Here is a 17,856-nt window from a genome sequence, read left to right as displayed (position 1 = left end):
GTCCCATCCTCGATCCCGTTTCACGGTCACTCCTATAATTTATCATATTTTTCCATATGCAACCATGACTTTAAGACCTATATCATGTGCACTATTGAACGGAATGCAAGACAGGTGCGTAATAATTTCTGCCAATACGATTGTAGTGTTGCATCCCCTCCTGTTCCCGCATCAACTCGCAAAACGTCAGCCGTCCACGGACCCTCAATCTAGTTTCTAAACATTGCCCGGTATATCAGCCGATCAGAACACAAAAAGACGCTCTCCCTGCTCCATGCAGGCGGCGTCTTGTTTGTATGTATTATCCCTTCGTCATGACCATTCATTACGATCGTCCGTACGCGGTTTAACTATTTGAACCAACCGGTAACCATCGCGTAGTCCGAGTACAGGAACACGAGCAAGCTGACGATACCGAAAGCGATTGCGAATTTATTTTTTTGGCGGGCCATCAACAAGCGAACCACACCAACAAAAATGAGAATGGTGAACAGGATCATAAAGATATCGAAATACTTGAACTTGGCAGTTGCATCCGATACAGCTGCAAGGAACATGAGACGTACCTCCTCGTGAGTTTCTTTCTCGGGCAAATTTGCATATCTTCTTCTATGTTATCCGTGAGTCCGCCAAGATGCAAGTCCCAGTGACCACAAAATGAAAAAAAGTCATAGAAATTTCTCATATTTAACCAGTCACTTCGTTTTTGGCGTGAAAATAATCATATTCTTGGGGCTTGGTAACATAACACAAAGGCCGCTACAATGGCGGATTGTTCTTCGATCATTGTTATATCCTGGAACAGGAATGGCCCTATCCTGAAGGTAAAATCAGCATAAGCTGCCATCCTTAGGATGACCGCTTATGCCGGTCATTTATTCGTTTGGCTTCAGGCCAACGTTCGGATTCTGAATCCATTCCGCATCCTAATAAAAAGAGCACCCGATGATCCATTCATCGGGTGCTCGGCAAGGATTCGAGATGCGGCAGCTCCTTAACGGGCAGCCTCTACCTTATTCAGCTCCGCCGTCCGCTTCGTGTCGCGTTCCAATACCGGCTTCAGATATTTGCCTGTGTAAGACTGAGGCACCTTCACGATGTCCTCCGGCGTTCCGGTAGCGATGATGGTGCCGCCGCCGCTTCCGCCTTCCGGACCAAGGTCAATGATATAATCCGCCGTCTTAATGACATCCAGGTTATGCTCAATGACCAGCACCGATTCGCCGGAATCGACTAACCGGTGAAGCACGGTAAGCAGGCGGTCGATATCGTCCACATGCAAGCCCGTGGTCGGCTCATCCAGGATATACATCGTCTTGCCCGTGCTCCGGCGGTACAGCTCCGAAGCCAGCTTCACGCGCTGTGCCTCCCCGCCGGAGAGCGTCGTGGCCGGCTGCCCGAGCGTAATATACCCGAGACCGACATCCATCAGCGTCTGCATCTTTCGGTGGATCTTCGGAATGTTCTGGAAGAACTCGGTGGCATTCTCCACCGTCATCTCCAGCACTTCCGATATATTTTTGCCTTTATACTTAACCTCAAGCGTCTCCCGGTTATACCGTTTGCCCTTGCATACTTCGCATGGCACATAAATATCCGGCAGGAAGTGCATCTCGATCTTGATGATGCCGTCGCCGCGGCAGGCCTCACAGCGGCCGCCCTTGACGTTGAAGCTGAAGCGGCCTTTCTTGTATCCGCGAATCTTCGCTTCGTTCGTCTGGGCGAAGATATCCCGAATATCGTCGAACACGCCGGTATAGGTGGCCGGGTTCGAGCGCGGCGTACGACCGATCGGCGACTGGTCGATATCGATCACTTTCTCGACATGCTCAAGTCCCTTGATCTCACGATACTGACCCGGGCGTACTTTCGCTTTGTTCAAATCCCGAGCAAGCGTCTTGTACAGAATCTCGTTCACCAAGGTCGATTTCCCTGAACCGGACACGCCGGTTACCGCCGTAAAGACGCCGATCGGAAACTTAACGTTGATGTTCTTGAGGTTGTTCTCCTTCGCTCCCTTGATTTCGAGCCAGCGTCCATCCGGCTTCCGGCGCTCCAGATTAACCGGGATGAACTTGCGGCCGCTCAAGTATTGGCCGGTCAGAGAATTCGGGTCCTCCATAATTTCCTTCGGCGTTCCTTGGGCAATAACCTGCCCGCCATGAATGCCGGCACCCGGACCGATATCGATGATATAATCGGCAGCCATCATCGTATCCTCGTCATGCTCAACGACGATGAGCGTGTTCCCTAGATCCCGCATATGCTCCAGCGTGGCAATCAGGCGGTCATTATCGCGCTGGTGAAGACCGATGCTGGGCTCGTCCAAAATATAGAGTACGCCCATCAAGCTCGAGCCGATCTGCGTGGCGAGCCGGATCCGCTGCGCTTCGCCGCCGGAGAGGGTCCCTGCCGAACGGCTGAGGGTCAAATAATCCAGTCCCACATTGACGAGGAAGCCCAAGCGGCTATGAATTTCCTTTAGAATCAGATTGGCGATCTGCCGCTCTTTCTCGGTCAAATCCAGCGATTCGAAAAACTTCAGCGACTCTCCGATCGACAGGCTGGTGACATAAGCCATGTTACGGTCATTGATCGTAACGGCCAAGCTCTCCTTGCGGAGGCGGTGCCCCTTACATACATCGCATGGCTTGCTGCTCATGTAGCCTTCGATATATTCGCGAATGCCCTCGGAATTCGTATCGCGATAACGACGCTCCAGGTTCGGGATGATGCCCTCGAAGGTGACGTACGCTTCCTTTCGCTGTCCGAAATCATTCTCATAACGGAAGTGCACCTTCTCGTTGCCCGTTCCGTACAGCAGCTTATTCATCTGCTCCTGGCTTAATTCGCTCACAGGCACATCCTGCGGAATGCCGTAATGCTGGCATACCGATTTCAGGAATTGCGGGTAATACGTCGATGTGCCGCCGCTCCAGGCCAAAAATGCCCCTTCCTCGATGCTCTTGCTCGTGTCCGGCACCAGCAGCTCGGGATCAACGATCATCTCCACGCCCAAGCCGTCGCAATCCGGACACGCGCCGAACGGGGTATTAAAGGAAAACATTCTCGGCGTCAGCTCTTCCATGCTGAATCCGCAGATCGGGCAAGCAAAGTTCGAGCTGAACCGCAGCTCCTCCTGGCCGATAATATCGACCAGCAGCTGCCCGCCGGACAGGTTAAGCGCGGTCTCGATGGAGTCTGCCAGGCGCGCCTCGATATCCGCTTTAACGACGATGCGGTCAACGACAACCTCGATGGTATGCTTCTTGTTCTTCTCGAGCTCAATACTCTCGGACAGGTCGCGAAGCTCGCCGTCGACCCGCACGCGGACGAAGCCCTGCTTCGCAATGTCCGTGAACAGGTTCTTATGCTCGCCTTTGCGCCCGGAAACGACCGGGGCTAAAATTTGCAGCCTTGTCTTCTCCGGGTACTGCATAATGCGGTCCACCATCTGCTCTACCGTCTGGGACGTAATCTCCACGCCGTGCTCCGGACAGTGGGGATGCCCGATCCGGGCAAACAGAAGCCGCAGATAATCATAAATTTCGGTGACTGTACCGACGGTCGAACGCGGATTGCGGCTGGTCGTCTTCTGGTCGATCGAGATGGCCGGGGACAGACCGTCGATCGAATCCACATCCGGCTTCTCCATCTGTCCGAGGAACTGCCGGGCATATGCGGAGAGCGATTCTACATACCGGCGCTGCCCCTCGGCATAAATGGTGTCAAACGCGAGGGAGGATTTGCCCGAGCCGCTAAGTCCGGTCAGCACAACAAACTTGTCGCGCGGGATCGTGATGTCGATATTCTTCAAATTGTGTGCGCGTGCGCCTTTTATCACAATATTCTCACTTGCCAAACGATATCATCTCCTACTCCGTGCATAAAAATATGAGCCTGTATATATGAACCAAGAAGAACGACCTCCTTGGGCCGTCCTCCTTGTTATCCAAATCCAAAATCCAGCATAATGCCCACGGGAAGCTAATTGCCGGGCATGACTCGCTTAATACGGAGCTCCGATAAGATAAGCTCCCTACTCGGCTTGCAGCTCCAGCAGCGCATCACGAAGCTCTGCGGCCCGCTCGAACTGGAGATTCTTCGCGGCTTCCTTCATTTCGGCTTCCAGACGCTGAATCAGGCTTTGACGCTCCTTCTTCGACATCTTCTGCTTGTCGCCGGCCAAATAGTCCGCCTTGCCCTCGGCCACCTTCGTCGCTTCAATGACGTCCCGCACCTTCTTGCGGATCGTCTGCGGCGTAATGCCGTGCTTCTCATTGTAAGCAACCTGAATGCTGCGGCGGCGCTCCGTCTCCTTGATCGCCCGATCCATCGAATCGGTGATCTTGTCTCCGTACATGATGACCTTGCCGTCCGAGTTCCGGGCAGCGCGGCCGATCGTCTGGATCAGGGACCGGTCGGAGCGGAGGAAGCCTTCCTTATCCGCGTCCAGAATCGCTACCAGGGACACCTCCGGCAGGTCAAGGCCTTCCCGGAGCAGGTTAATTCCGACCAATACGTGGAATGTCCCCAAGCGCAGGTCGCGCAGGATCTGCATCCGCTCCAGCGTCTTAATATCGGAGTGCATGTAGCGGACCTTGATGCCAATCTCCTTGAGGTAATCGGTCAAGTCTTCCGCCATCTTCTTCGTAAGCGTCGTAATCAGCACACGTTCGTCACGGTCAACCCGCTCCCGGATCTCGCCGATCAGATCGTCGATCTGCCCTTCCGTCGGCCGCACGTCAATGATCGGATCGAGCAGCCCGGTCGGCCGGATGATCTGCTCCACCATCGTATCGCAGTGCTCAAGCTCATAAGGCCCCGGCGTTGCGGATACATAGATAATCTGGTTGACCTTCTCCTCGAACTCCTCGAACTTCAGCGGACGGTTATCGAGCGCCGACGGCAGGCGGAACCCGTGCTCCACGAGCACTGTCTTCCTTGCGCGGTCGCCGTTGTACATGGCCCGGATCTGCGGCAGCGTCACGTGCGATTCGTCGATCACGATCAGCATGTCGTCCGGGAAATAATCGAGCAGCGTATACGGGGTTGCCCCCGGCTCCCGGAACGTCAGCGGCCCCGAATAGTTCTCGATGCCGGAGCAGAATCCGACTTCCTTCATCATCTCGATATCATAACGCGTACGCTGCTCCAGCCGCTGCGCTTCGAGCAGCTTGCCCTCGGAGCGGAGCTGCTCAAGGCGCTCCTCCAGCTCCCGCTCGATATTGATCAGCGCAACCCGCATCGTCTCTTCGCGGGTTACGAAGTGGGAGGCCGGGAAGATCGCAATATGCTCGCGCTCTCCGACCAGCTCTCCCGTCAGGACGTCAATCTCCGTTATTCGCTCGATTTCGTCGCCGAACAGCTCGACGCGAACCGCATGCTCGCCCTTCGAGGCAGGGAATATCTCGATGACGTCTCCGCGGACGCGGAACGTGCCGCGCACGAAATTGATATCGTTGCGCTGGTACTGAATATCAACAAGCCGCGCCAGAATCTGATTGCGCGGCTTCTCCATGCCTACCCGGAGCGAGAGCAGCAATTCCCCGTATTCCTTCGGCGATCCCAAGCCGTAAATGCACGATACGCTCGCAACGATGATGACATCCCGCCGCTCGAACAGCGAGCTCGTGGCCGAGTGACGAAGCTTGTCGATCTCTTCGTTGATGCTGGAATCCTTCTCGATATACGTATCGGAAGAAGGGATGTACGCTTCCGGCTGATAGTAATCGTAGTAGCTGACAAAGTAATCAACCGAATTGTTCGGGAAAAACTCCTTGAATTCGCTCGCCAGCTGTGCGGCAAGCGTCTTGTTATGCGCAATGACAAGGGTCGGCCGGTTGACTCTGGCGATGGTCTGCGCGATCGTAAACGTCTTGCCGGTTCCTGTTGCACCGAGCAGGGTCTGGTGCTTCTTCCCCTGGCGCAGCCCTTCAACCAGCTGCTCGATCGCAGCCGGCTGGTCGCCTTGCGGCTGGAACTCGGACTCAATCTCAAAGGATTTGGTACTGACAACTAAATCGCTCATTGTCCATCATCACCCTTATGCTCTAAAATGTAAATCATACTAAAAGATATGTCGAAATTTCCCGATGATATAGTTATTGGGAAATTAGTGGTGTCGGTTAACAGGAATAAGAATATCTGTTCCCGTCTCATTATACCCTTTACGTTTTTTTGATGCAAACAATTTCATGGAATATTCAGCAGCCCGCGATCCGGTAAATTTAGCGCGGGCAAACGCGCGCTTTTCGGTCCGTTTTAAATTGCCTTAAACGGTTTCTATTGAGTTCAATCATGGTTCAACTATAAATAAAGGAGATGATTACAGCATTATGGATATAACAATCATTATCGGCATCCTGGCCGGACTCGCGGCCCTCATCGGAGGCTTCCTCTGGGAAGGCGGACATATCGGCGGGCTGATGCAGGGCGCGGCAGCGCTGATCGTGTTCGGCGGAACCGTGGCCGCTGTCCTCATCAGCTTCCCGCTCTCCCGTCTCCGAACCATCCCCGCCGCCCTCCGGCTGGCCTTCGGCCGCAGCGTCCGTTCACCGGGCGAGCTTATCGATTCGCTGGCCGATATGTCGGTCATTGCGCGAAGAGACGGCGTTCTGGCCTTGGAGCGCGTCTCGGACGAGCATGCCGATCCTTTTCTGAGAGAAGGGATGCAGATGGTCGTCGACGGCACCGATCCCGAAATGGTCCGCCAAATCCTTGAGCTTGAAATCCAGGCCGCCGAGCAGAAGCACGAAGGCTACGCTAAAATTTTCGAATCTGCCGGAGGCTATGCGCCCACGATGGGGATTATCGGAACCGTCATGGGATTGATCCATGTGCTCGGCAGTTTGCAGGAGCCCACGAATCTCGGCCCTTCGATTGCCGTCGCGTTCACAGCTACCTTATACGGTGTTGCCAGCGCCAATATTATCTTTTTGCCCATTGCAACGAAGATTAAAGCACGTTCCGAAGAAGAAATTGTAAATATGGAGCTCCTGCTGGAAGGCATTCTAGCCATTCAGAACGGAGAGCACCCGCTTATCGTCCGCAAGAAGCTGGCCTCCTTCGCATCGGCGGGCAGGTTGGATGGACCGGCATCAAGGGGGTTCGCCCATGAGTGGACCGAATAGACGGAGGCGGCGCTCCCGTCCGCAGGCTGGCGGCGATCAGCGCGACCGCTGGATGATCACCTATGCGGATCTGATTACTTTGCTGCTGATATTTTTTGTCGTCATGTATGGGATGAGCCGTTTGGATCCGGAAAAATATCAATTGGTCACCGAGTCGCTGCAGGCCACCTTTCAGAGCGGGGACAGTATTCTGGAGATGGGCTCCGGCATAACCGGCACGGCCGATACGGAGAACCACAAGAACCCTCCTTCCAAGGCTGAGGAAGACAGCGCCGATGATGCCGAAGACGCCGGGCCGTTAAGCGAGCGTGAGCTCGCCTTCCGCGCCCAGGAAGAGGAGCTGGCGAGCTTCATGGGACTCATTCAGCAATATGTGAAGGATAACCAGCTCGAGGACGATATTTTCATCTCGGACGAGCCCCAAGGAATCGCCATTACGTTAAGCGACCGCTTCCTGTTCGATGTCGGCCGGGCGGAATTGAAGCCGGGTGCCGCTCCCGTGCTCGGCAAGCTGGCGAGCCTGTTTGAAAATTTGGATACCACCGTCAGCATCGAAGGCCATACGGACGATGTGCCGATCGGACGCGGCTCCATCTACAAGGATAATTGGGAGCTTTCCGGCGCACGCGCCATGTCGGTGCTTCGCTTCTTCTTAGAGAAGGAAGGGCTGGATCCAGCGGACTTCCAGTATGCGGGATATGCGGATACAAGACCGGCCGCGGACAATACCACTCCTGAAGGCCGACAGAAAAACCGCCGGGTCGAGATCACCGTGCTGCGACAGCTTCGCCAGTAGCAGGCACCGACTCTCAACGTGAGCGCGGCATTCAAATCTTGCGAGTTGCCGATAAAGCACTCCCTTTCACATCATCAAAGGCCAGGCCGCAGGTTGCGGTCTGGCCTTTGAATTTCTTAGCTATCACGATCGGTACTCGTCAACGAAGCTCGACAGACGAATCATTACAAGAACCGGCTCTAAGCGGCGGTTCCTGTCCCGCTCTCGCTTGGCCGTAGAACGGCAGAGCCGACGGCGAGCAAAATGACGGCCATCAAGCCGAGGACCGCAAGCGGCAGGCTGATATCAGCGAGCGTGCCGCCGGTCGCGGCGATCTCCACCGCTTCAATCGCCCACTTTTGCGGAATAAAGTTGGCGAGCTTCTGCATGAACTCCGGCATGATGGCCAGCGGCCAGAAGCAGCCGCCCAGCATGCAGCTCGGCGTGACGATCATGGAATTGATCATCGCGGCATTTTGATCGTTGCGGATGAGTCCCGCGATCGTGCTGGCAAGCCCCAGCGACACCAGCATGAAGGCCATCAGGATGAGAAAGTGCAGCATGAACGGAATGCCGTACTCGTAACGCAGCACATACCGGCTGAGCAGAAGCACGATGATTACCTGCAGCGAACCGACGACAAGGCTCCCCAGAAAGTTGCCGAGCGCGATCTCGTATGCCCGGACCGGTGCCGTATACATCCGCGACAGCGTGCGCTGCCTCCGGTCGTCCAAGATCATCGCCACGACGCTCGAGATCAGGGTCATCATGAACATAAGCGTAAATCCCGTCACATTCGACAAGCCCGGCTTGGCGTACAGATTCAGATCCGTCACCTTCGTATCCACCCGCTTCTTGGCGGATTGCTCCAGCACCTGGCTCAGCGCTTGCATGCGGCCCTCACCCGAGTCAGACATTTCCCGGATTGCCGAGGCCGATCCGTTCAGACGCTTAACCGTAGAGTCGGCGGTCATGCGGATCATGACCGACGCTTCCGACGTTGATACTTCATACACCTTGACGCTCGGCGATCCCCCTTCCATGATTCCGTCACTGAAGCTTCGGGGAACATAAACGCCGACCGTGCTTTTATTCTGAAGCAGCTCCTCGCGCAGCACATCCTCGGAAGCCGACTCCTTCAGCACATATTGTCCGCTGTGCTCCAGCTGCTCCATCAAGTATTGCCCTGCAGGACCTTCGTCCTCATTCACATAGGAGACAATGATACCGGCTGCCGTCGTTCTGCCCAGCAGAAACACCGTCAGCGTGACGACGACACAGGGCACCAGGACAAAGACAATCCAGCCCCGTCTCCGCCCAAGCGTCCGTTTCACCATATTCCAGGCGATAATCAAGCTAGGCATGGTATCCCACCTTTCGGTACGTGATCATGGCAAAGGCCGACAGCACGGCCGTTATGATCGCCAGCATCCCGATGCAGGAGAGGACGAGGCCGGTCTCGCTGTCCAGCATCATCCGCAGCATGCTCTGCATCGCCCAGTGGTTGACCGTAAAGGCTGCGATCTTCTGAAAAAACTCCACCGGCAGCGGCATAAAGCCTCCGCTGACAAACGTCATGGCGATGATTATGGCCTGCATCAGGCCCCTGGCTCCGGCCGCCGTGCGGGACACGAACGTAATGAGCGCCGCAATCGTCATGGAGGACAAGGTGAGCAGGACGCAGACCGTGATCAGCAGGAGCGGATGCCCTCCCCACTTCACGCCATAAAGCCACATCGATCCAAGCACAATGACAGCAGCTTTCACAAACGTGATCAGACTGCATCCAATGATTTTGCCGGCAAAGATCGTGCCGGGGGATACCGGTGCACTTTGCAGCCGGTACAGGGTCCGGCTCTCCCGCTCGCCCAGCAGGCTGCTGCTTGCCATCAGGCCTGAATACAGCAGAAACATGACCAGCATGGAAGCCGCATAGTATTGAGCGGCAGAATAAGACCCGCCCTTTTCGCTCAATTGTCCAACCTCCACGCTAGCTCCGCCTGGTTTCCCATCGGAAGCCGATGCTGGTACTGCCAGCGCCTGCACGCCGCCGAACACGATCGCCTCCGCCTGTTTATGATTCGCGTCCGCCATAAACGTTGTAAAGACGGTATCCGCCACGAGATTCAGATTATGGTCTCTGCCGGGAAGCAGCTCCAGCTTCACCGCTTCTCCCCGTCCCATCCGCTCGTCGAACGCTTCCGGGATCACCACCGCATAATCCAGCTCTCCCCGGCGGAGCTTTCCTACACCCTCCTCGCGATTCGATAGGATGTGCTGGATAACAATATCCTGAATTTCCGGCGCATTCACGAGTTCCTGCATGCTTGCAGGAAGCTCCCCCTGCGCTTCGGGCAATATGAAGCCCACATTCACCGGCGGCTGCTCAAATTCCTTTTCGTTTCCGAACCAGCCGGATAGCGCGTTACCTAATATAAAGATCAGTATAAGCGGCAGCAAAAATTGATTGATCAGCACCGTCCGGCTCGTAGCCATCCGCTTGAGCTCAAACCAGGCGATAATCGCAGTGTTCATGGTTTGTTTTCTCCCTTCATGTATCCGGAGACCTCCGGCCTGTTTAGTCCCGCAGCTTCCGTCCAGTCAGGCTGAGAAACAGCGTCTCCAAGTCAGGCTCCTCGCACTGCAGCGATCGGAGCGTCGTGCCGTGCTTGCCGCAAATGAACAGAATATCCTGCAGCTCCTCTTGCGCCGATGGAACATAAATCTCGAGCCGATGATCATGTTGCGTAACGCGCCCGACGCGCGGATGAAGCTTCATCTCCTGGATAAGCTCCTCCGTGATCCCATCTGCCGTGAGGATAATGCGCTCCTCTTGAGCCACCCGGGCCCGCAGCTCCTGCTGCGTACCGCAGGCGATGACATGGCCTTGGTCCATAATGGCCACCCGATCGCTGATCGCGGCAACCTCCTCCATATAATGGCTGGTATAAATGACCGTCGAGCCCATCTCATTCAACGTCCGGACAGATTCAAGGATATGGTTGCGCGACTGCGGATCGATGCCGACCGTCGGTTCATCCATGATGATGAGCTTCGGGCGATGGGTAATCGAGCAGGCGATGTTCAGTCTTCGCTTCATCCCGCCGGAAAAGGTCGACGGCCGGTCCTTGGCCCGATCCTGCAGTCCGACGAACGTCAATGCCTCCTCCACCCGTTCCTTCAGCTGCTGTCCCCGGAGTCCGTACAATTTTGCAAAAAAGGCGACGTTGTCCATCGCGGACATTTGCTCGTACAAGGCGAGATCCTGCGGAACCAATCCGATTCTTCGCTTCACCTCAAGCGGCTGATCTTCAATCGATATGCCATCGACCTTGATGCTCCCTTGATCCTTCGGCAGCAGGCCGCAGATCATGCTGATTGACGTGCTTTTGCCAGCCCCGTTCGGGCCGAGCAGTCCGAAGATTTCCCCCTCTTGCACCTCGAGATTCAGGTGATCCACCGACAGCTTGCTACCATATCGTTTCACGACATCCTTCATTTCCAGAAAGACCGCCATACGTACCATCCCCGTTTCCTTAATTCAGCTTTCTGACATTCATTGTATACAAGTTCGTCGTTTCTTTCAGGTAGAAGAAGTCACCTTATGGGGTGACCAAAGTCATCTCCTATCGCTCGAATGTCCTGTGATATAATGAAGCCACTGATGGACCGGGAGCTATAAGTTTATAAAAAAGGTTGCTGATCGCGCATGTCTTCTCCTCTCGCTTATCTTCGTTACGGCTTGATTCTCCTTCCGGCCGCGGCTGATATGTTCCTTCAGCAGCTGGATGACTACGGGGAATATATGGTGTTCGTCCTCCTGTTTCTCGCGGTGACGGTGCTGAGCCGTTTCCTGCCCACCCCGTCCGCGGCCAAGGCGGCTGCGGTGGTTGAAATCGCGTTATCCTTTTGGCTGTGCCATCAATACGGATTTATGATGGTGTTCTTGTCCGTGTCGACGATGTGCGTCTATCTGCCCCTGCTGGAGCGTTCCTGGCGGTGGTGGTTTGCGTTCGCTCACCTCGGGCTGCTGAACATCGCCATTGCCGGCTGGGATCCGCTCTTGACGACAACGGCCAATTTGGTATTTTTGTTCTTCGCGGCGGCTTTCGGCCAAATCCATCAACTGTTTGAAAAACAAGCCGATCACATCAAGCTGTACGATGAGCTCAAGCGGCTGCATTTCCAGCAGGATGAAGCGGGCAGACAGCTGCTGCAATTCGCGCACCAGGTGGAACGGGCGGCGCAAGCCGAGGAACGGAACCGGATCTCCCGCCAGCTGCATGACGATATCGGCCACCGGCTGATCCGCATCAAAATGATGATGGAGGCGGCCGTCCATACCGTCCCCCGCGATTCCGCTCGCGGCATGGAGCTGCTGCACCAGATCCGGGACCAGCTGGGCGACAGCATGGAGCAGCTGCGTTCGGCCGTTAAGCAGATGAGCCCGCACCGGCGCATGGCCGATGATTATTCCCTGGACCGGCTCCTTGCGGAGACCGGAAAGGAAACCGGCATCGAAACCGACCTTGAGCTGCAAGGAATGCCCTATCCGCTCTATCCGAGCCAGCAGGTGGTATTATATAAGAACGCCCGCGAGGCGATCACGAATGCCCTCCGTCACGGAGGCGCCACGCATGTCCGAATTTTTCTGCACTATGGGGAAGATGAGGTTCGCATGGAGGTCAGCAACAACGGCAAAGTGCCGGAGCCGGCCGATGGGCCGGACCCGGGCCAAGGCAAGCAGGGCATCGGCTTCAGCGGCATGCTGGAGCGGACCAAGGTCGTTGGCGGAACGCTTACGGTGCAGCAAAGCGCTCCGTTTACCGTGATCACCCGGCTGCCGGTTTACCGAAAGCGTGAGATCGTATAAATCGATCGCTGAAGGAACAAGCGTCCAATTAAAAGAAAAGGTAGTGCTTACCATGATTTCCGTACTGATTGTCGATGATGACCCGTTCATTCGGGAGAGCTTGAAGCTGCTCGTGGGGATGGATCCGGATATCGAAATAACCGGGGCGGCGGCTCACGGCGGGGAAGCGCTCGACTTGCTGGAAGGCGGGCTTGTGGCCGACGTCGTGCTGATGGACATCCGCATGCCGGTATGTGACGGCGTGGAAGGTACCTTGCGCATTAGGGAGAAATATCCCGACATCCGGGTGCTGATGCTGACCACGTTCGATGATGAGGATTATATTGCGGAGGCTTTGCGGAATGGGGCAAGCGGCTATCTGCTCAAGAACATCCCGCCGGACCGGATCATCCAGGGCATCAAAACCGTCCATGACGGCAATATGCTGATTCATCCCGATATCGCCCGCAAGCTGACCGGCATGCTCCGCCCTGCCGCGCAGCCCGATCCGCAGACGCCGGCCAAGCTGGAGGCGTTCGGTCTGACGCCGGCGGAGTGCAACATCGTCACCCTCATTGCTGATGGCCTGTCCAACAAAGAAATTGCCGGCCGGCTCTTCCTTAGCGAGGGCACCGTCAAGAATTACGTGACCGATATTTTGGGGAAGCTGAGTCTGCGCGATCGGACGCAGATTGCGATCTTTTATTTGAAGAAAGTTCAGAGTTAACAAATAATCGATTTAACCGTCAATAAGGCCTGCAAAGCGGAGTCCCCCCACATGGAGAGCCGCGCTTTGCAGGCCTTGGTTATGATACGGTTGGGTTTACGGACGGTTTACGGTTTGCGGTTAGCGGATTACAGTTACAGGCTACGGTTAGAGGTTACGATTACGGGTTACGGGTTCCATTTACGGTTTGGTTACGCGACTCTATGCTTCAGCGCTGCTCGGAAGCTCTCAGATTGAACCAGCGCTGCAGCTCCTTCACCGATTCGGTACGAAAGAGCAGGTCATCACGGTCGAACACGAGATAGGCCGGCAATCTATCCAGCCCGAGCTCCAGCTTATAATCGACAGCATCTCCCTCACGGTATTCGATGGCGGAATAACCGCCAAATAAAGCTCCAGGCACTTGTGCCGCAAGCTCATCCCATTGCTGGCTTGCGTCACTTCCCGCTTGATCCATCAGAACCGTATGGATTCCGCCCGGCCCTTGGGCAATCAACCTCCTGAGCTTTTCCTTCCTAGCCTGCTCCAGCCTTGTGATCTTATCTGCCCGTAAAGGCTGTTGGCTGCCATCTCGGTCATACCGGTAGCTTCCTCCCGCCGGCACAACATTCAGTTTATCTCCAGTCTTGATGGAGGACAGCTCCAGCTTTCTCTCCTGCTCGTCAAGAAGCTCTGTCTCCTCATCAATGCTCATCCCTATCACGTGCCCGATGTCATCAATAGCACCCTTCTTATCCCGGTTCACCCAAGCCGAAACGTCCAGCTCGATCCGCCTTGCATTGACGTCCAGTGAACGCACCGTACCCGTTATGACATCATCCAGAAAATTAAAATGGAACCGTCCTTCCGGTTCCTGTACAATATCCACGGTTTGTGCCAGGCGAACGGGGGGACGCATATCCAGCTGCTCGTTCGTCGATACCGCCTTTACGCGCTGACCGCGCCGGATGAGATCAAACTGCTCCCGGCTTACCTCATACCACGCTCCATTTGAAGCTACCGCCAGCCGCTCCAGATCGCGCTGCCTGCCGTTCACTGCCGTCTGTTCATTGACCTCACGAAGGATCAGAACTCGGTATTTGATCTTATTCGTGCCCAAGATCGTACTTTTTCCGGCTACCAGCCCTTCATACACGACCGCTTCCTCGGGCCCTGCCGCAGTTTCGGAATCTCTCGTGTCTGCATGGCTCGCGGCAACCCCCGTTGCCGGACCCTGTGGGGCTTCGTGCGCCGGCTTCGGCTGGGAAGATGATCCTCCCGACTCGCATCCAATGATCGATAACACCCCTGCGACGACAACGGTTCAGATCACAGCTGCCTTAGATAATGAAGCCACTTCATTCCCCCCTCTACGCCATCACTGGCTATTTGTGGATACAGACGTACATGACTTCCATTAGGTTGCAAGTGAATTGAAGGACAGCCTGAAATGAAATAAAAAAACGATGCTTGTCTCTTCGACAAGCACCGTCATTTGCATTTATGAATCAAATCCCGCTTCTTCCGATCGGAGAGCCTTCTCGCCCGCCGGATCCTTGCGAAACTTTTGGACATGCAGCTTGTTCGCCAGCAGCGTAATAAGACTTACCGGCTTCAATCGGGCGGCAATGCCATCGCGCGGATCCGGGGCTACGATCGCTCCCAGCTGATGATGGTCCCCGGCATAAATGGCGCGCTGCAAAAACTTGCTTTCGCCCTGATGGTTCTGAACCTCCAGCTTGCAAAAAGCCGGGTTTTGCCGGAGAGCGCCGTGAAGCTGCTCCTTGCTGTGGACCAGGGTACCGTTCACCTTCAGAATCGTCTCACCCGGCTGAATGCCGAGCTCATGGGCCGGGCTATCCGGCAGAACAGCCAGCACCCGTAATCCGCGAACGGGATGCACAAATACCGGACTGCGCTGCTGCTCCTCATACCGGCTGTACCATACCAAGCCTTCATGCAGCAGCAGAGCGGCCAATGCCGCAATCAGGGTCAACGGCGACCACCATTCGGCAAGCATGCTCAATGCGAGCACGACCGCGGCGTAAATGATCAGCCGCTTGGAGGTGATCGCCGCCTTCTCCTTGGGCAGCATGCTCTGCGTCATCTCGCCGAAGCCGATGACGACCGGCAGCGCCATCATCATAAATCCGCCGCTCCACGCATCCCCGCCGAAGAACGGCGTCCACGGAAGCACGGCCCCTCCGCCGGCGGCAGGAACGAGCATGAACAGCGGCAGCGGCCAGAAGCTCTGCATATGATAGCCGCCGACCAGCTTGCCCCGCTTCCCTTCCAGGAACAGCGGCGTCGCAAAGCTTGACCCCTGCAGCTTGACCAGAACGGCCTCGGCGAAATGCAGCACGGCAGCCAGCGCCAGCAGGGCCGGAATATCCAGGCTGCGGATGGTGGACAGCACCGCATGAGCCCATCCCTCCGTTGCCAGATTCGGAAACCAGCTCAACACGAACTGGAGGATGCCGAGCAGTCCGATGGAATAAGCAAAGCACAAATACCGGATATGAAACAGCATCAAGATCAATGAGGTGACCCAGATGCAGATAATCGCCCCCAGGCTTAGGCTTACCCCCAGGAAAGCGACTGCGACAGACACCGCAAGCCCTGCCAGCAATCCGCCGAGAAATGTCCGCCAGGTTTGCAATCCCCAGGAATGCAAGCGTACATGAAACAGCTTACGCTCCAGGAGCACCTGCCTCCGGTAGAGCAGCATTACGAATAGGATCGAAATATAATAAAAGGGCTGCGTCAGAAGTTGCAAGCCTGCATCCATCCCACGCATCAGCAGTTGTACCAGCGTTTCCAACAGCCAGCCACGCTCCTTTCTCGAATCAAAGAAAAAAGAAGGCTAAGTTGCAGCCTTCTTATGGTTTCGACGCTCTTGCCGCGATTTCCTTCCGAACTTCGGAAAGTCCGCGATTCAGTTGATTATCCACTTTCGGATCCTGAATCTTCTCGATCAGTGCTGCCTCCAGGCTTTCCGCCGTCGCACTGTTAAGGACGCCGTCGGATTTCAGCTTATGCTTGCTCTGGAAGCTCTTGACCGCCTTCTCTGTCGCCCGGTCGAAATATCCGTCGGTGCGACCCGGATCAAAGCCGAGCGCCTCCAGCATAATTTGGGCATTCTTGACGTCGCTGCTGTTCGCGTCATACTTGTAGGTCTTCTTCTTGTCAATCGGGGCGACCGTAAAGTATTCCGGCTGGTCTACTTTAATATCCGGTTCAATCCCTTTCTCATGAATCCAGGTGCCGTTCGGCGTGAGCCACTTCGCAATGGTGACCTTCAACAGGCTGCCGTCGCCAAGCTGCTTCTCGAAGCTGGTCTGAACGGTCCCTTTGCCGAAGGAATGCTCGCCGACCAAGGTCGCACCTGCCGATTCCTGAAGCGCTCCGGCCAAAATTTCAGATGCACTTGCGCTGCCCTTGTTCATCAGAACGGTGATCGGATAAGGCTTCGCCTGCCCGTTCGACACATGCTTTTCCCGTTTCTTGTCTTTGTCTTCAACTTGGACGATCAGCTTGCCTTTCGGCACAAAATTCTCGGTGATCCCGATGACCTCGGACAGAACGCCGCCCGGATTGTTCCGCACATCGATCACGAGGCCCTTCATGCCCTGCTTCTCCAGCTTCTCAAGCTCTTCCGTAAAGCGTTCACCGGTATTTGATGAGAATTGGGTAATCTCGATAATGCCGATGCCGTCCTTCTCCATCCGTGCCGTCACCGTCTCCAGGCTAACATCATCCCGAACAATGACAAGCTCGATCGGCTCATCGGAGCCTGCGCGCTTAATTTTCAGCACGGCTTTGGAGCCTTTCGGACCGCGGATTTTGGCTACTGCCGCGTTCAGGTCGAGGCCCTGCAGCGATTCGCCGTTCACGGACAATATGGTGTCCTTCGCCCGAATGCCTGCTTTATCTGCAGGCGAGCCCTTGATCGGCGATACGACGACGACATTGCCGTCCTGCGAGGATACTTCAGCGCCGATCCCGCTAAAGGACCCTGCGATGCTCTCCGTGAATTGCTTCGCGGATTCCTCGCCCATATAGTTGGAATACGGATCGCCAAGGGCTTCCATCATTCCGTTAATCGCCCCGTCAACCAGCTTCGACCGGTCGACGTCCTTATAATAATTGTCTTCGATCAGGTCCAGCGCCGTGCCGAGCTTCCTTGCCTCGGCATCATCGAGCCCGCTGCGATTCGAAATGCTCGCCAGAAGACCTTCACCGTTTCCGGTCTGCTGCGCAGCCGGCAGCTGGGTCAATGCCATGGTTATGAGTACACCGCACAGCATAGCGGCAACCATTAGAAAGACAACCGTTCGTTTTTTCAGCATGTACTTCACCGCCTTTGTACATTTCAACTGCTCTTTCGGGA

The 17,856-nt window shown here is 55.6% G+C and carries 13 protein-coding genes; 4 read left to right on the top strand and 9 right to left on the bottom strand.

Features of this window, described 5'->3' with window-relative positions:
- Window positions 1-350: 350 nt before the first annotated feature.
- From NSQ46_RS02485 to uvrB, 3 genes are all read right to left on the bottom strand, one after another.
- Window positions 351-557 (bottom strand): hypothetical protein, encoded by a 207-nt coding sequence (locus NSQ46_RS02485; protein WP_007132258.1) that lies wholly within the window; start codon window positions 555-557, stop codon window positions 351-353.
- A 437-nt stretch (window positions 558-994) separates the two neighbouring features.
- The gene (uvrA, locus tag NSQ46_RS02480) at window positions 995-3,862 is read right to left on the bottom strand and encodes an excinuclease ABC subunit UvrA (protein ID WP_342576300.1); all 2,868 of its coding nucleotides are present in this window, start codon (window positions 3,860-3,862) and stop codon (window positions 995-997) included.
- A gap of 177 nt (window positions 3,863-4,039) precedes the next feature.
- Complete coding sequence (gene uvrB, locus NSQ46_RS02475) at window positions 4,040-6,031, bottom strand: excinuclease ABC subunit UvrB (protein ID WP_007132260.1); 1,992 nt, start codon at window positions 6,029-6,031, stop codon at window positions 4,040-4,042.
- Between the two features lie 307 nt (window positions 6,032-6,338).
- Here uvrB and NSQ46_RS02470 point away from each other — a divergent pair, with 307 nt between their 5' ends.
- Together NSQ46_RS02470 and NSQ46_RS02465 are read left to right on the top strand one after the other, a co-directional pair.
- Window positions 6,339-7,133 (top strand): flagellar motor protein, encoded by a 795-nt coding sequence (locus NSQ46_RS02470; protein WP_007132261.1) that lies wholly within the window; start codon window positions 6,339-6,341, stop codon window positions 7,131-7,133.
- Window positions 7,117-7,929 (top strand): flagellar motor protein MotB, encoded by an 813-nt coding sequence (locus tag NSQ46_RS02465; protein WP_028405460.1) that lies wholly within the window; start codon window positions 7,117-7,119, stop codon window positions 7,927-7,929. Before NSQ46_RS02470 ends, NSQ46_RS02465 begins: the two co-directional genes overlap by 17 nt.
- Window positions 7,930-8,108: 179 nt before the next feature.
- On the opposite strand, the gene NSQ46_RS02460 is transcribed toward NSQ46_RS02465, so the two are convergent.
- Genes NSQ46_RS02460 through NSQ46_RS02450 form a run of 3 tightly spaced genes read right to left on the bottom strand, consistent with a single transcriptional unit; the run spans window position 8,109 to window position 11,425 of the window.
- Entirely contained in the window at window positions 8,109-9,272 is a 1,164-nt protein-coding gene (locus tag NSQ46_RS02460) for an ABC transporter permease (protein WP_028405459.1), read from the bottom strand.
- Entirely contained in the window at window positions 9,265-10,443 is a 1,179-nt protein-coding gene (locus tag NSQ46_RS02455) for an ABC transporter permease (protein WP_210093978.1), read from the bottom strand. Before NSQ46_RS02455 ends, NSQ46_RS02460 begins: the two co-directional genes overlap by 8 nt.
- A gap of 43 nt (window positions 10,444-10,486) precedes the next feature.
- Entirely contained in the window at window positions 10,487-11,425 is a 939-nt protein-coding gene (locus tag NSQ46_RS02450) for an ABC transporter ATP-binding protein (RefSeq protein WP_028405457.1), read from the bottom strand.
- Window positions 11,426-11,617: 192 nt separating this feature from the next.
- Between NSQ46_RS02450 and NSQ46_RS02445 the strand changes: the two genes are divergently transcribed.
- Both NSQ46_RS02445 and NSQ46_RS02440 read left to right on the top strand, forming a co-directional pair.
- Window positions 11,618-12,781: a sensor histidine kinase gene (locus NSQ46_RS02445; protein WP_007132266.1), complete on the top strand. Its 1,164-nt coding sequence runs from the start codon at window positions 11,618-11,620 to the stop codon at window positions 12,779-12,781.
- 52 nt (window positions 12,782-12,833) lie between these two features.
- Window positions 12,834-13,487 carry a response regulator gene (locus NSQ46_RS02440; RefSeq protein ID WP_028405456.1) on the top strand — a complete coding sequence of 218 codons (654 nt, stop codon included), beginning with the start codon at window positions 12,834-12,836 and terminating at the stop codon, window positions 13,485-13,487.
- Window positions 13,488-13,695: 208 nt separating this feature from the next.
- Here the strand turns inward: NSQ46_RS02440 and NSQ46_RS02435 are convergent, their stop codons facing one another.
- From NSQ46_RS02435 to NSQ46_RS02425, 3 genes are all read right to left on the bottom strand, one after another.
- Window positions 13,696-14,772, bottom strand: coding sequence for a hypothetical protein (locus NSQ46_RS02435; RefSeq protein WP_157462176.1), 1,077 nt, complete (start codon window positions 14,770-14,772; stop codon window positions 13,696-13,698).
- Window positions 14,773-14,967: 195 nt separating this feature from the next.
- Window positions 14,968-16,287 carry a PDZ domain-containing protein gene (locus NSQ46_RS02430; RefSeq protein WP_007132270.1) on the bottom strand — a complete coding sequence of 440 codons (1,320 nt, stop codon included), beginning with the start codon at window positions 16,285-16,287 and terminating at the stop codon, window positions 14,968-14,970.
- A gap of 58 nt (window positions 16,288-16,345) precedes the next feature.
- Window positions 16,346-17,815: a S41 family peptidase gene (locus NSQ46_RS02425; RefSeq protein ID WP_007132271.1), complete on the bottom strand. Its 1,470-nt coding sequence runs from the start codon at window positions 17,813-17,815 to the stop codon at window positions 16,346-16,348.
- Between the last annotated feature and the right edge of the window lie 41 nt (window positions 17,816-17,856).

It is taken from the genome of Paenibacillus sp. FSL M8-0142 (genome assembly GCF_038597315.1).
Classification (GTDB): Bacteria; Bacillota; Bacilli; order Paenibacillales; family Paenibacillaceae; genus Paenibacillus_AQ; species Paenibacillus_AQ lactis.
This window is presented reverse-complemented; position numbering and strand designations above follow the sequence as displayed.

Excerpts from the sequence above, each read along its gene's own strand:
- NSQ46_RS02450 (WP_028405457.1), bottom strand. The coding sequence starts at position 11,425 with ATGGCGGTCTTTCTGGAAATGAAGGATGTCGTGAAACGATATGGTAGC.
- NSQ46_RS02485 (WP_007132258.1), bottom strand. The coding sequence starts at position 557 with ATGTTCCTTGCAGCTGTATCGGATGCAACTGCCAAGTTCAAGTATTTC.
- uvrB (WP_007132260.1), bottom strand. The coding sequence starts at position 6,031 with ATGAGCGATTTAGTTGTCAGTACCAAATCCTTTGAGATTGAGTCCGAG.
- NSQ46_RS02440 (WP_028405456.1), top strand. The coding sequence starts at position 12,834 with ATGATTTCCGTACTGATTGTCGATGATGACCCGTTCATTCGGGAGAGC.
- NSQ46_RS02470 (WP_007132261.1), top strand. The coding sequence starts at position 6,339 with ATGGATATAACAATCATTATCGGCATCCTGGCCGGACTCGCGGCCCTC.
- NSQ46_RS02455 (WP_210093978.1), bottom strand. The coding sequence starts at position 10,443 with ATGAACACTGCGATTATCGCCTGGTTTGAGCTCAAGCGGATGGCTACG.
- NSQ46_RS02425 (WP_007132271.1), bottom strand. The coding sequence starts at position 17,815 with ATGCTGAAAAAACGAACGGTTGTCTTTCTAATGGTTGCCGCTATGCTG.
- NSQ46_RS02445 (WP_007132266.1), top strand. The coding sequence starts at position 11,618 with ATGTCTTCTCCTCTCGCTTATCTTCGTTACGGCTTGATTCTCCTTCCG.
- NSQ46_RS02460 (WP_028405459.1), bottom strand. The coding sequence starts at position 9,272 with ATGCCTAGCTTGATTATCGCCTGGAATATGGTGAAACGGACGCTTGGG.
- NSQ46_RS02465 (WP_028405460.1), top strand. The coding sequence starts at position 7,117 with ATGAGTGGACCGAATAGACGGAGGCGGCGCTCCCGTCCGCAGGCTGGC.